This window comes from Streptomyces sp. NPDC048248 (assembly GCF_043201875.1).
Classification (GTDB): domain Bacteria; phylum Actinomycetota; class Actinomycetes; order Streptomycetales; family Streptomycetaceae; genus Streptomyces.
This window is the reverse complement of record NZ_JBICZL010000003.1, coordinates 291308-304023: the sequence shown is the minus strand read 5'-3', so window position 1 is coordinate 304023 and position 12716 is coordinate 291308. Positions and strand designations below refer to the sequence as shown.

The 12716-nt window shown below is 70.5% G+C and carries 11 protein-coding genes and 1 pseudogene; 8 read left to right on the top strand and 4 right to left on the bottom strand.

Going from position 1 to position 12716, the window contains the following annotated elements; genetic code table 11:
- The first annotated feature begins 189 nt into the window (after positions 1–189).
- Positions 190–933, top strand: a complete 744-nt coding sequence (locus ACGFZW_RS07430) for an ECF transporter S component (RefSeq protein ID WP_393892365.1) — start codon at positions 190–192, stop codon at positions 931–933.
- A 215-nt stretch (positions 934–1148) separates the two neighbouring features.
- On the opposite strand, the gene ACGFZW_RS07425 is transcribed toward ACGFZW_RS07430, so the two are convergent.
- Together ACGFZW_RS07425 and ACGFZW_RS07420 are read right to left on the bottom strand one after the other, a co-directional pair.
- Complete coding sequence (locus tag ACGFZW_RS07425) at positions 1149–2297, bottom strand: serine hydrolase domain-containing protein (protein WP_393892077.1); 1149 nt, start codon at positions 2295–2297, stop codon at positions 1149–1151.
- Between the two features lie 159 nt (positions 2298–2456).
- Positions 2457–3626 carry a steroid 3-ketoacyl-CoA thiolase gene (locus ACGFZW_RS07420; protein WP_393892076.1) on the bottom strand — a complete coding sequence of 390 codons (1170 nt, stop codon included), beginning with the start codon at positions 3624–3626 and terminating at the stop codon, positions 2457–2459.
- A 421-nt stretch (positions 3627–4047) separates the two neighbouring features.
- Here ACGFZW_RS07420 and ACGFZW_RS07415 point away from each other — a divergent pair, with 421 nt between their 5' ends.
- From ACGFZW_RS07415 to ACGFZW_RS07395, 5 genes are all read left to right on the top strand, one after another.
- The gene (locus ACGFZW_RS07415; RefSeq protein ID WP_393892075.1) at positions 4048–5280 is read left to right on the top strand and encodes a cytochrome P450; all 1233 of its coding nucleotides are present in this window, start codon (positions 4048–4050) and stop codon (positions 5278–5280) included.
- 139 nt (positions 5281–5419) lie between these two features.
- On the top strand, positions 5420–6178 hold the full coding sequence (locus tag ACGFZW_RS07410) for a MerR family transcriptional regulator (protein WP_393892074.1): 759 nt from the start codon (positions 5420–5422) through the stop codon (positions 6176–6178).
- A gap of 340 nt (positions 6179–6518) precedes the next feature.
- Positions 6519–7139, top strand: coding sequence for a DUF6230 family protein (locus tag ACGFZW_RS07405; protein WP_393892073.1), 621 nt, complete (start codon positions 6519–6521; stop codon positions 7137–7139).
- 1 nt (position 7140) lies between these two features.
- Entirely contained in the window at positions 7141–7662 is a 522-nt protein-coding gene (locus tag ACGFZW_RS07400; protein ID WP_393892072.1) for a DUF6114 domain-containing protein, read from the top strand.
- Positions 7663–7871: 209 nt separating this feature from the next.
- Positions 7872–8555, top strand: coding sequence for a hypothetical protein (locus tag ACGFZW_RS07395; RefSeq protein ID WP_393892071.1), 684 nt, complete (start codon positions 7872–7874; stop codon positions 8553–8555).
- 87 nt (positions 8556–8642) lie between these two features.
- Here ACGFZW_RS07395 and ACGFZW_RS07390 read toward each other — a convergent pair whose 3' ends face one another.
- Both ACGFZW_RS07390 and ctaD read right to left on the bottom strand, forming a co-directional pair.
- A complete protein-coding gene (locus ACGFZW_RS07390) occupies positions 8643–8972 on the bottom strand; it encodes a hypothetical protein (RefSeq protein WP_393892070.1) in 330 nt (109 codons plus the stop codon).
- Between the two features lie 14 nt (positions 8973–8986).
- Positions 8987–10585: pseudogene (gene ctaD / locus ACGFZW_RS07385) on the bottom strand (cytochrome c oxidase subunit I); the annotation flags it as partial.
- 137 nt (positions 10586–10722) lie between these two features.
- On the opposite strand from ctaD, the gene ACGFZW_RS07380 reads away from it, so the two are divergent.
- Positions 10723–11262, top strand: coding sequence for an RNA polymerase sigma factor (locus tag ACGFZW_RS07380; protein WP_393892069.1), 540 nt, complete (start codon positions 10723–10725; stop codon positions 11260–11262).
- The gene (locus ACGFZW_RS07375; protein ID WP_393892068.1) at positions 11255–12256 is read left to right on the top strand and encodes a CU044_5270 family protein; all 1002 of its coding nucleotides are present in this window, start codon (positions 11255–11257) and stop codon (positions 12254–12256) included. Before ACGFZW_RS07380 ends, ACGFZW_RS07375 begins: the two co-directional genes overlap by 8 nt.
- Positions 12257–12716: the final 460 nt, after the last annotated feature.

Here is a 12716-nt window from a genome sequence, read left to right as displayed (position 1 = left end):
TTCGACCTGCGCCGCACCGGTGGGCTTCGCCGCCCGCTCGGCCCGTTCCGCCCGCACGACCCGCACGACCCGCACCGATCGGATCGCCCGAGCGCTGGGCGGCCGACCGGGTCCGGGCAGCGGGCCCGTGCCGTGCGCCTGGGGCCGCGATCCGTGGCGGCCCTGGTTCTCGTCTCGGCCTGCGGTGTGATGGCGTTCGGGTGGCCCCTGCTCGCCGACTCGGCTTCCGGACTCGCTCATTCCAAGGACGCGCCGTGGCTCTTCGCCGCGCTCCTGCCGATGCTGCTGGCCGTCGTCGTGGCCACCATCGCCGACACCGGCCTGGACGCGAAGGCCATCGCGATGCTCGGCGTCCTCGCCGCGGCGGGCGCCGCCCTGCGGCCCCTCGGAGCGGGTACCGCGGGCATCGAGCCGATGTTCTTCCTGATGGTCCTCGCGGGACGGGTGCTGGGGCCCGGATTCGGCTTCGTCCTGGGGTCCGTGGCGATGTTCGCCTCCGCGCTGCTGACCGGCGGCGTCGGTCCCTGGATGCCATTCCAGATGCTGACCATGGGATGGGTTTCCATGGGCGCGGGCCTGCTGCCGGGGCCCGACCGCTTGCGCGGCCGCCGCGAACTGGCCCTCCTCTCCGTCTACGGGGGCGTCGCCGCCGTCCTCTACGGCCTGGTCATGAACCTCCAGGGCTGGCCCTACCTCGCCGGTATGGCCTCCGGGGTGTCCTTCGTCCCCGGCGACCCGCTGCATGACAACCTCGTCCGGTACCTCACCTACTGCCTGGCCACCTCTCTCGGCTGGGACGTCCCGCGCGCCCTGGTGACCATGGTCCTCACCGTCACTCTGGGCGGCACCGTGCTCAGAGCCCTCCGCCGCGCCACCCGCCGCGCCGCCTTCGACATTCCCGTCTCCTTCGCCTCCCCGGCGCCTCCCCCCTGACCGCCCGGCCGTCTTCCTTCGGCCGCTTCCCCTTTCCTTCCCTGCCAATGACCGTACGGGCGTCTCGCACGGCGCGGTATCCGGGTTTCCCCCCAACGCCCCCTGCCCTACCCGTAGATCACGTCAGGGTGCCCGCCCCGGCCGATCCGACCACCCCTGCACGGGCCACCACGCTGGGGACGCGGCAGCACACCGAGCCGCGCCCCCGGCCCTGCTCACGCTCCCGCCGCGTACCTCCAGAAGTCCCGCATCACGGTGGGCGGGCTCGGGTTGGTCATCTCGCATTGGGTGAGCAGGATCGTGACCGCGCCTGTGGACGGGACGAGGTGCGCCGCCGTTCCTGTGCCGCCGACCCAGCCGTAGCGGCCCGGCGCGTTCCACGGGTCGACGGGTACGACGTCGACCGAGCCGCCGTATCCCCAGCCCTGACCCTCCAGGAACAGCGCGCTCGCGTCACGCTGGGACGGGGTGAGGTGGTCGGTGGTCATCTGCCGCACCGAGGCCGGCGACAAAAGCCGGCAGCCGTCGGCGGCTCCATCGGCGAGCAGCATCCGGGCGAAGGAGTGCAGGTCGTCGACGGTCGAGACCAGCCCGCCCGCGCCGGAAGGGAAGGCCGGGATGCTGCTCCACTGGCCGTCCGGGGCGTCGACCGGCTCAAGGCCGCCCGTCGCGTCGGGTCGGTAGAAGCTGGTGAACCGGTCGCGGTCGGCGGGGGGCACCGCGAAGCCGGTGTCGGTCATGCCGAGCGGCTCGAACAGTCGCTCGGCGAAGAACTCGGGGAGGGAGCGGCCCGAGACCCTGGCGATCAGTACGCCCAGAATGTCGGAGCAGGCGTTGTAGAGCCAGGCGTGGCCCGGCTGGTGCAGCAGGGGGATGCGGGACAGCGCCGCCATCCAGTCGTCCGGCGCCGCGATCCGCTGCGGTTGCGGCGGCCCCTGTTTCAGCTCGTTGATCAGCAGTTCGACCGCGGGCAGCGAGAAGTCCGACGGGAAGCCGTAGCCGGCGCGGAAGGTGAGGAGGTCGGCGACGGTGATCGCCCGCTCGGCGGGTACGACGTCGTCGACGGGGCCGGCCGGATCGCAGACGACGGTGGGGGACGCCAGCTCCGGCAGCCACGGCCCGACGGGGTCGTCCAGGGCGATCCGGCCGTCGTCGACCAGCATCATGGCCGCTGCGGCGGTGACCGGCTTGGTGATCGAGGCGACGCGGAAGTTCGAGTCCCTGGCCATCGGGGCGCTGCCCTCGACGTCAGCCGATCCGACGGCCTGCACCTCGACGTCGTCGCCGCGGGCGGCCAGAGCCACCGCGCCGGGCACCGATCCGTCGCGGACGTGTCTTCCCAGGGTCTCGCGCAGGTTCGTCATCGGGCCCGCCTTCCTGAAGGTACGTTCAGAGGGCAGACTGCCGGAGCGGCGCGGACTCATCGGCCCTGTACGGCCCCCGGCGCGTCGGCACCGGACCGGCCCCTGAGCAGTGGCGCACCGGCCCGGAAACCGCGCGACGTGCCTCGGGGCTCCGGCCCCTCACAGCCGCTGAATGATCGTCCCCGTGGCGAGCGCGCCGCCCGCGCACATGGTGATCAGGGCGAACTCCTTGTCCCTGCGTTCCAGTTCGTGGAGCGCGGTGGTGATGAGGCGGGCGCCGGTGGCTCCGACGGGGTGGCCGAGCGCGATGGCGCCGCCGTTGACGTTCACCTTCTCCAGGTCCTGTGAGAAGACCTGCGCCCAGGAGAGCACCACGGACGCGAACGCTTCGTTGATCTCGACCAGGTCGATGTCGTTGAGGGACATCCCGGCCTTGCCCAGCACGGCGCGGGTGGCGTCGATCGGCCCGTCCAGATGGAAGTGGGGGTCGGAGCCGACCAGTGCCTGGGCGACGATGCGGGCCCGCGGCTTGAGTTTGAGGGCGCGTGCCATGCGCTTGGAGGCCCACATCACCGCGGCGGCCCCGTCGGAGATCTGTGAGGAGTTGCCCGCGGTGTGGACGGCCGTCGGCATGACGGGCTTGAGGCCGCCGAGCGCCTCCATGGTGGTGTCCCGCAGGCCCTCGTCCCGGTCGACCAGTCGCCACATGCCCTGGCCCGCGGCCTGCTCCGCCTCCGTGGTGGGGACCTGGACCGCGAACGTCTCGCGTTTGAAGCGCTCCTCGGCCCAGGCCGTGGCCGCTCGTTCCTGGGAGATCAGTCCGAGGGAGTCGACGTTCTCGCGGGTCAGTCCCCGGTTGCGGGCGATGCGTTCGGCCGCCTCGAACTGGTTGGGCAGATCGACGCTCCACTCGTCGGGCCAGGGCTTGCCCGGCCCGTGCTTGGAGCCGCTGCCCAGCGGCACCCGGGACATCGCCTCGACGCCGCAGCCGATGCCGACGTCGATGACGCCGCCCGCGATCATGTTGGCCACCATGTGGTTGGCCTGCTGGGAGGAGCCGCACTGGCAGTCCACGGTGGTCGCCGCGGTCTCGTAGGGCAGGCCCATGGCGAGCCAGGCGTTGCGCGCCGGGTTCATGGACTGCTCCCCGGCGTGGGTGACGGTGCCGCCGACGACCTGTTCGACGCAGTCCGGCTGGATGCCCGTGCGGGCGAGGAGTTCGCGGTACGTCTCGCCCAGGAGGTAGGCGGGGTGGAGGTTGGCGAGCGCACCTCCGCGCTTGCCGATGGGGGTGCGTACGGCTTCGACGATGACGGGTTCCGCGGCCATGACTGACTCGTCCTCTCCTCGCGTCCGCGGGCGCCCCGGCCCCACGGAACAAGAACTAGTACGCGTTCTAGTTCTGCGAACAGTCTTATGAGACGCCCTCGCGGGCGCAAGGGGTCTGCAACACCCTTGTCCGGCGCCCGACCCCGTATGGCCGACTCCGACGCGTACTTGTCGATCCGTCAGCCTTACCCCCCGCGCAGACGTCGATGCCCCCTTGCCCCGCAAGAGGTGCCGCCGCGACCCTTGCGACTTGTAGAACTCGTTACTACCTTCAGCGCCACTCATAACTGATGGTTCGTCAGCTCAACTGCCCCGGGAGCCGGCGGACGGGCCGGATCCGCCCCGGCTGCCAGAACCGTCAGACCCGGATCGGACCCGGATCGGGGCCCGGTCCCGGCCCGGACCGGACCAGGAGTCGCCGATGCCATGCCCCGCCCTGCCCGAAGGGTTCGACTTCACCGACCCCGACGTCTACCAAAACCGCGTACCGCTGCCGGAGTTCGCCCAACTACGGCAGACGGCGCCCGTGTGGTGGAACGACCAGCCGCACGGCATCGCCGGCTTCGACGACGACGGCTACTGGGTCGTCACCCGCCACGAGGACGTGAAGGAGGTCTCCACCAAGCCGGAGATCTTCTCCGCGCACCTCAACACCTCCATCATCCGGTTCAACGCGTCCATGACCCGCGACCAGATCGACGTGCAGAAACTGATCATGCTGAACATGGACCCGCCCGAGCACACCCGGGTCCGCCAGATCGTCCAGCGCGGCTTCACCCCGCGCTCCATCCGTGCCCTGGAGGACGCCCTGCGTCTGCGCGCCGCGCGCATCGTCGCCGAGGCGCGACAGAAGGCAGTCGGGGACTTCGTCACGGACATCGCCTGTGAACTGCCCCTTCAGGCCATCGCCGAACTCATCGGCATTCCGCAGGAGGACCGGTCCCGGATCTTCGACTGGTCGAACAAGATGATCGCCTATGACGACCCCGAACTGGCCATCACCGAAGAGGTCGGCACCAACGCGGCCATGGAGCTGATCTCGTACGCGATGAACCTCGCCGCGGCGCGCAAGGAGTGCCCCGCCGAGGACATCGTCAGCCGGCTGGTGTCGGCGGAGGACGAGGGGAACCTCGGCTCCGACGAATTCGGTTTCTTCGTCCTGCTGCTGGCGGTCGCCGGCAACGAGACGACCCGCAACGCGATCACGCACGGCATGCACGCCTTCCTCACCCACCCCGACCAATGGGAGCTCTACAAGCGCGAGCGCCCCGCGACCGCCGCGGAGGAGATCGTGCGCTGGGCGACGCCGGTGGTCTCCTTCCAGCGCACCGCCACCCAGGACACCGAACTGGGCGGCGCGCAGATCAAGAAGGGGCAGCGCGTCGGGATCTTCTACTCCTCCGCCAACCACGACCCCGAGGTCTTCGATCACCCCGAGCGCTTCGACATCACCCGCGATCCCAACCCGCACCTCGGTTTCGGCGGCGGCGGGCCGCACTTCTGCCTCGGCAAGTCCCTGGCGGTGCTGGAGATCAACCTGATCTTCGGCGCCATCGCGGACACGCTGCCGGACATCTCCCTGGCGGGCGAGCCGCGCCGGCTCCGCTCCGCCTGGCTCAACGGCGTCAAGGAGTTGCAGGTGCACTACAGCTGACCGGTGGACGGGTGCCGGTTCCGCCAGGGAGCGCGCCGCCCGCCCCGCAACGGGCGGGCGCCCCACGGTCGGCGTCGGGCGCCCGCTCCGCGTCCGGAAGTCACCCGGATGAGGCCCGGAAGCACCTAGACTTTCCTGGGTGAACGACGTACCGGAGCGCCAACAGGAATACCGTGTCACGGAGTTGGCGCAGGCCGCCGGCGTCAACGTGCGCAATCTGCGGTACTACCAGGAGCGCGGCCTGCTGCCGCCGCCCCGCCGCGAGGGCCGGGTCACCTGGTACACCCAGGAGCACCTGGCCCGGCTCCGGGTCATCTCCGACCTCCTCGACCGCGGCTATGCGGTGAGCGGTATCGCGGAGCTGATCGCGGCCTGGGAGCAGGGCAGCGGCGTCGCCGAACTCCTGGGCCTGGAAGAGGCCATGACCCGCGAATGGTCCCGTGAGGAGCCCGTGGAGATCGCTCTGGAGGACCTTGCGGCGATGTTCGGCCACGAGGCGACCGACGCCGCCATCCGGCGGGCCGTCGAGCTGGGGTACCTCACGGTCGAAGGTGACACCGTCACCCATGTCAGTCGCCGCCTGCTCGACGGGACACTCGCCCTGGTCAAGGAGGGTGTCCCGCTCTCGGTGGTGCTGGAGGCCGGCGCGTTCGCACAGTCCAGGGTGGCGGAGTTGGCGGACCGCTTCGTCGAGGTGATCCGTACGCATGTGATCGGGGCCGCGGGCCTCGATCACCGTTCGCCGGCCGAACTCCAGCGCATCGCCCAGGCGGTGGACTCACTGCGGCCGGTGGCAGGTGACGTGGTCAGCGCCGAATTCGCCCGCGCCATGGAACGCCGGGTGCGGGCCGAGCTGGGGGAGATCCTCCGCCGCGACGAGGACCCCGGGCCGCAGTAGTCCGAAAACGGCCGCTCTCGCAACCTTGCCAGCGGTCATTGGCAGACTTACATTCAACTCGCCAGTAACACTCGGCAGTTCAGCACAATCACGCACAGCTCTTCACCGCGTACGACAGAGCCGCACGATCTCCCCCATGCATTGCCGGTTGCGGCTCAGCCGTGCCGCGCCCGGCCGCTCAGCAGCCGGGCGTCCGACGGCCTGCCCGCCCGGCCCCACGCCTCCGTCGCTCGCCCGCGCACCGCCTCTGCTCGCACGGCCCGTACGCCGCACCACGCACCGCACTCCCCCCACACGTTTCGACAGCGCGATCCACCGCTCTTCGAAGGGGACACACCTCATGAAGGACGCACACGGCAGACATGTCACGGGACGCATCAGCTGGCGGAAGTTCGCCGTGCTCTCCGTCCCGGCCCTCGCCGGCACCGCCGCCCTGGGCATCGCCCTGGCCAACGGGGCCCTCGCCGCCTCGTTCGCCGTCTCGGGGCAGCAGTTCAAGGTCTCGGCCGACAGCCTCAAGGGCGACGGCTTCGCCCAGTACGGCAGCGTGGACGCGAACGCCAGGGGCGAGCTCCTGCCGGTCGCCGTCACCGCGATCAAGTCGGCGGAGCTGAACAACCTGTGCCAGTCGGTCGTCACCCACCTGCCGGTCATCGGCGACATCTCGCTCAACCTCAGCGCCGGCACCAAGGGCAAGCCCGTCGAGGCGGCCGATCTCTTCGTCGACGCCACCCAGCTGTCCGGCAACGCCTCCTTCCACCGGATCGAGATCGGCCGGGACGCCTCCACCCTGGACAAGGGCCCCGACAGCGCGCAGGGCATGCAGGACCTCTTCGCCCAGCAGGCCGACGACGTCACCATCAGCAACCTCCGGCAGACCGCCTGGGCAACCAACGCGGGCACCTTCAAGCTCTCCGGCCTGAGCATGAAGGTCTCCAAGGGCAAGAAGGAATGCTTCTGAGATGGCGGCCGCCGCCGACCGGGCAACCGGACCGCCGACGGAGCCCGCACCGGGCACCCGTCCCGCACCACCCGCCCGCGACGAGGAGCGCACCCGTCCCGGCGGGTGGGCGCGGTGGCGACGCTGGCGCAAGGGCCGTCCCTTCTGGGGCGGACTGGCCGCCGTCCTCGCCGGGGCGGAGATCTGCGCGCTCCCGCTGGCACCGCTGAAGATCATGCTCCAGCAGGGCATCGCCGGCATCCCGTCGGTACTGATGGGGCTGGTGATGATCGTGATGGGCCTGTCGGCGTGGTTCGCGCCGCACTACCGCGGGCTCGCGGGCGTTCTCACCGTCCTGTGCGCGGCGGCCGCACTGGTGATGTCCAACCTCGGCGGGTTTCTGATCGGCACCGTCCTGGGGATTCTCGGCGGGGCGATGATCTTCGCCTGGCAGCCGATCCCGGCAGCGGACCCCACAGGCGCCGTCGGCCCTGCTCCTGAGGAGCCCGCGGCCCCGTCCGCACCGGCTCCCGCCGAGTCGTAAGCCCCCGCACACAGCAACTGCCCCGCCGTACGCGCGCCATCCGGCTGCCGTACGGCTCGATGAGCGCCGGCATGCGCACCGCCCGGCGCTCCCCCCTGTGTCCCGGCGCCCGGTCACCTGCCGCAGAGCGGATGGCCCGGCGCGCACGGGTCCGCACACGCACACCCGCACACCCGCACCATCGGCATCCCCCTCAGAAGGAGACCCGCATGACGCACCCCACGCACCGTCCGCGCGCTCTGTTCGCCGCCGGAACGGGCATCGTCGCGGCCGTCGCACTGTCACTGGCCGCTACCGGTTCCGCCACGGCGCAGCCCGCCGACGCCCCGTCCGCGGCCGCCGCGTCCACGACCGTGAGCCCCGCAGGTCACGGCTTCACCGCCACTCTCAGCGGCAAGGCGACCTTCACGGCCGGGTCGGTGACCGTCACCTGCACCACCTCGACCTCCAGCGGTCAGGTCCCGGCGGCGCCCGGAAACCAGAACGCGTCCGGACCGGTGAGCAGTTCCATCTCGCCGGCGACCTACGGATCCTGCACCACGAGCATGCCCGGCGTCAGTGCGACCGTCACCACGACCGGGAGCTGGGGCGTCGCCATGCAGAACGGCGCCCCGGTGACCGCGGGACTGACCATCCCAGCCGCCGGCTTCGTCCTCAAGACCAGCGGTCTTGCGTCCTGCACGGTGACCGCAGCGCCCACCGGGGCGGCGACGGTGAACGGCACCTGGGCCAATGGCGCGCCGTCCACGCTGACCTTCACCAACGCCTCGGTGCCGGTGAAGGTGGTGGGCGGTTTCGGCTGCCCCACCAGCGCGACCAGCTCGACGTTCAACGCCACCTACAACGTCACCGACACCACCGACCCCGCCTCCCAGATCACCGTCACCGGCTGAGCGACGGGGGACGGCCGCGGGCGCACCACCCGCCCGCGGCCGTCGCACCGGCGCCGCACCGTACGACAGCCCCGGCCTCGCCGCGCCTCATCGCGCGGCGAGGCCGGCGGCCGCAAGCGCCACCAGCACCGCCACGGCCACCATCCCGCTCACCCAGGCGGTCAGCAGCCTTCGCCGCAGGTCGCGGTACACCTCTTCGTATTCGGCGCGCAGGGCGGAACTTCGTACCGCGATGCGCTCCAGGTAGGCACGCGACGTCTCGCGCTGGTCCTGGCAGTACCGCCGTTCGACTTCTTCGCGCTGGGTGTCGGTGAGCCACGGCATACCGGCGCAGAAGGACTCCGCCCGGGTGCGGGCCCGGTCCTTCTCCGCCTCCCAGAGCAGATATCCCTCGATCTCGTTGATGGCTTCGTCCATCCGCATTCCCTCACTCACACGCGCGCCCCGCTCATGACCTCACGCACGGTCTCCGGGTGGTGCAGGTCGAATGCCGGGGATTCGGAACGAATACGTGGCAGCGTACGGAAGTTGTGCCGCGGCGGGGGGCAGGACGTTGCCCATTCCAGCGAACGGCCGTATCCCCAGGGGTCGTCGGTCTCGACCTTCCGACCGTATTTCGCGGTCTTCCAGACGTTGAAGAAGAACGGCAGCAGGGAACTGCCGAGGAGGAAGGAGAAGACCGTTGAGACGGTGTTCAGGGCGGTGAAGCCGTCGGCGGCGAGATAATCGGGGATACGGCGCAGCATGCCTTCCGCGCCGAGCCAGTGCTGGACGAGGAACGTGCCGTGGAAGCCGATGAACAGCGTCCAGAACGTGATCTTGCCCAGCCGCTCGTCCAGCATCTTGCCGGTGAACTTCGGCCACCAGAAGTGGAAGCCGGCGAACATCGCGAAGACGACCGTGCCGAAGACGACGTAGTGGAAGTGCGCCACCACGAAGTACGAGTCGGAGACGTGGAAGTCCATCGGGGGCGACGCGAGGATGACGCCCGTCAGACCACCGAAGGTGAACGTGATCAGGAACCCGATCACCCACAGCATCGGCGTCTCGAAGGACAACGAGCCCTTCCACATCGTGCCGATCCAGTTGAAGAACTTCACACCCGTCGGCACCGCGATCAGGAACGTCATGAAGGAGAAGAACGGCAACAACACGCCGCCCGTCACATACATGTGGTGCGCCCAGACCGTCACCGAAAGACCGGCAATCGAAATCGTCGCCGCGATCAGACCGATGTAACCGAACATCGGCTTCCGCGAGAACACCGGAATGACCTCGGAAACGATGCCGAAGAACGGCAACGCGATGATGTACACCTCCGGATGCCCGAAGAACCAGAACAGGTGCTGCCACAACAGAGCGCCACCATTGGCCGCGTCGAAGACATGCGCACCGAATTTACGGTCCGCCTCCAGCGCGAACAGCGCCGCCGCCAGCACCGGGAACGCCAGCAGAACCAGCACACCGGTCAGCAGCACGTTCCACGTGAAGATCGGCATCCGGAACATCGTCATGCCAGGCGCACGCATGCAGATGATCGTCGTGATGAAGTTGACCGAACCGAGGATCGTGCCGAAGCCCGAGAAGGCCAGACCCATGATCCACATGTCCGCACCGACACCCGGCGAACGCACCGCGTCCGAGAGCGGCGAGTACGCGAACCAGCCGAAGTCCGCCGCACCCTGCGGGGTGAGGAAGCCGGCCACAGCGATCAGCGAGCCGAAGAGATAGAGCCAGTAGGCGAACATGTTCAGCCGCGGGAACGCCACGTCGGGCGCGCCGATCTGCAGCGGCATGATCCAGTTCGCGAAACCGGCGAACAGCGGCGTCGCGAACATCAGCAGCATGATCGTGCCGTGCATCGTGAACGCCTGGTTGAACTGCTCGTTCGAGACGATCTGATGGCCCGGGCGGGCCAGTTCGGCGCGCATCAGCAATGCCAGCAGGCCGCCGACGCAGAAGAACGCGAACGACGTGACCAGGTAGAGCGTGCCGATGGTCTTGTGGTCGGTGGTCGTGAGCCACTGCACGGGAAGCCTCATGCCCGGTAGGTGTCCGCACACGTCCCGCACTTCACGGCACGGCGCGGCGAGCGGCCCCGGGAGGGCGTGGCAAGTCTCACCACGCGGGGTGTGAAGATCGGAGCCATGGCGGACATCAACGGTTCATGAGCACGGACGAAGCCTTCGCCGATGCCTACCGCGCGCACTACTGGGCGGTCAGCCGCTTCGTGGCGCGGCGGCTGGACGGGCAGGCACACGAGGTCGAGGAAGTGGTGGCGGAGGTCTTCTCCATAGCCTGGAGACGCCGCACCGAACTCCCCGACGCGCCGCTGCCCTGGCTGTACGGCGTGGCCCGCAACTGCCTCGCCAACACGGTGCGGGGCATGGGCCGCTACCGGCGGCTGCTGCACCGGCTCGGCAACCATGAGGCGGCGCACCGCCGGCAGACCGTCGACAGTCCGGACGCGGAACGGGCCGGCTCCTGGGTGCACGAGGCCCTCGCCCGTCTCTCCGTCGCCGACCAGGAGGCCCTGCGGCTGACGGCCTGGGAGGAACTCACCCTGGAGGAACTGGCCGTGGCGCTGGACTGCAGCAGCGGCGCGGCGGCCATGCGCCTGCACCGCGCCAGGCGCCGCCTTCGCACGGAGATCGACCGCATGCAGATGACCGTGAGCGTACGCACAGGGGGCGACCGCGATGACTGACGAACTCGATGTGCTGCGTGCGGCCGATCCGGTGCGGGCCGACGAGGGCCCCTGGCGGGACCGCCCGCTGGATGCCCGCGCCGAGTTCGCGCTGCACCGCCTGCTGACCAGCAAGCGTGCGCGGCAGGCCCGGCGGCGCCTGGTCCTGCGCGCGGAGGCCGCGGTGCTCGTCCTCGTCGCGGTGCTCGCCTACACCTTCTCCGGCGCCGGGGCCGCTCCCGCCGCCGCCGCTCCGCCGCCGATCGTCCCGCGCGGCGCCACCGGATCCGTGCCCCTGGAGACGCTCGCGCATCGGGCGGAGGAGGTGGCGCGCTCAGCGGGCAAGGACGCCGGGCCGCGCCGGGGCAGCCATCTGCAGACCTGGTATCTGAGCATGGAGACGGGGCCGGACGCCGCGCCGCCGGACACCGTGCCGCACGAACGCATCTCCCGCTGGCGGCCCGACGGCAGCGGCTCGGAACTCGTGGTGGCCACCGACCCGCGACACCCCGGCAAGGCGGTCATCGACGACTCGGGTGGCAGCTGGCGCACCGTCAACAACGGCGAGGTGCTGCGGCGCACGACCTATCCGGCCGGTTCCCGCGCCGGGGGCAACGCGGCCGGCCGGCCCCCGACCGGGCCCGCGGCGCTCCGCGAGCACCTGGCAGCGCACTACGGAGGCACCGGCCCGCGGACGCCGCAGCTCCTCTCGGCGCTCTCCTCGTTCCTGCAGGAGTGGACCCCGGGGCCGCGCGAGACCGCTGCGGTCGTCCGCCTGCTGGCCGGCACCGACGGGCTTCGCCCGGCCGGCCCGGTCACCGACCGTCTCGGCCGCCACGGTCAGGCGTACGTCTACGACGGGCCCGACGGCGCCCTGGACGCCACCCGGCAGATGGTGATCCTCGACCCCCGATCCGGGCGGCTGCTGGGCAGCGAGATCACTTTCACCAAGGACCTCCCCGATTTCAAGATCACGTCTGGGGAGGTGCTGTCGTACGAGGCGTGGATGCCGTGAGGCACCGGCCCGCCCCGGCGCCGTACGCCCACGCCCGCCTCGACCCCGGCCCGCCCCGGCTACCGCTCCGAGTGGCGGAGTGGCCCCGTATGCCGGATCCTTGAGGGACGCGACGATCCATCGGCGCGGCGGTGAACTGCACCGCCGCGCCGTTCGCGCGCGTGGGCCCCTTGGAAGACCGCCCGCCGGGAGGGTTCGCGAGGGGCCCTGCGGCCCGCCCGCAAGCGCGTGCCGCAGGTCACAGGGCGGTCCGGTTGCGGCCGGTCATCGCGAGAAGGATCACAATCACTGCCCCGCCCGACAGCGCTCGGAATCGGCATTTCCCTTGCGGGGAGCGGTTTGCGGCCGACTGCGGGGTCATCCGTGCACTGTCCGTGATGGTCCGGTCTGCACCTATGGTCGACCTTTGCCCCGCCACTGTGTGGCGGGCGCTGTCATGACGTCTTCCAAGAGAGCGCAG

Bases quoted from the DNA above. Each gene is read 5' to 3' on its own strand.
- ACGFZW_RS07430 (WP_393892365.1), top strand. From the start codon at position 190: ATGGCGTTCGGGTGGCCCCTGCTCGCCGACTCGGCTTCCGGACTCGCT.
- ACGFZW_RS07425 (WP_393892077.1), bottom strand. From the start codon at position 2,297: ATGACGAACCTGCGCGAGACCCTGGGAAGACACGTCCGCGACGGATCG.
- ACGFZW_RS07420 (WP_393892076.1), bottom strand. From the start codon at position 3,626: ATGGCCGCGGAACCCGTCATCGTCGAAGCCGTACGCACCCCCATCGGC.
- ACGFZW_RS07415 (WP_393892075.1), top strand. From the start codon at position 4,048: ATGCCATGCCCCGCCCTGCCCGAAGGGTTCGACTTCACCGACCCCGAC.
- ACGFZW_RS07405 (WP_393892073.1), top strand. From the start codon at position 6,519: ATGAAGGACGCACACGGCAGACATGTCACGGGACGCATCAGCTGGCGG.
- ACGFZW_RS07400 (WP_393892072.1), top strand. From the start codon at position 7,141: ATGGCGGCCGCCGCCGACCGGGCAACCGGACCGCCGACGGAGCCCGCA.
- ACGFZW_RS07395 (WP_393892071.1), top strand. From the start codon at position 7,872: ATGACGCACCCCACGCACCGTCCGCGCGCTCTGTTCGCCGCCGGAACG.
- ACGFZW_RS07390 (WP_393892070.1), bottom strand. From the start codon at position 8,972: ATGGACGAAGCCATCAACGAGATCGAGGGATATCTGCTCTGGGAGGCG.
- ACGFZW_RS07380 (WP_393892069.1), top strand. From the start codon at position 10,723: ATGAGCACGGACGAAGCCTTCGCCGATGCCTACCGCGCGCACTACTGG.
- ACGFZW_RS07375 (WP_393892068.1), top strand. From the start codon at position 11,255: ATGACTGACGAACTCGATGTGCTGCGTGCGGCCGATCCGGTGCGGGCC.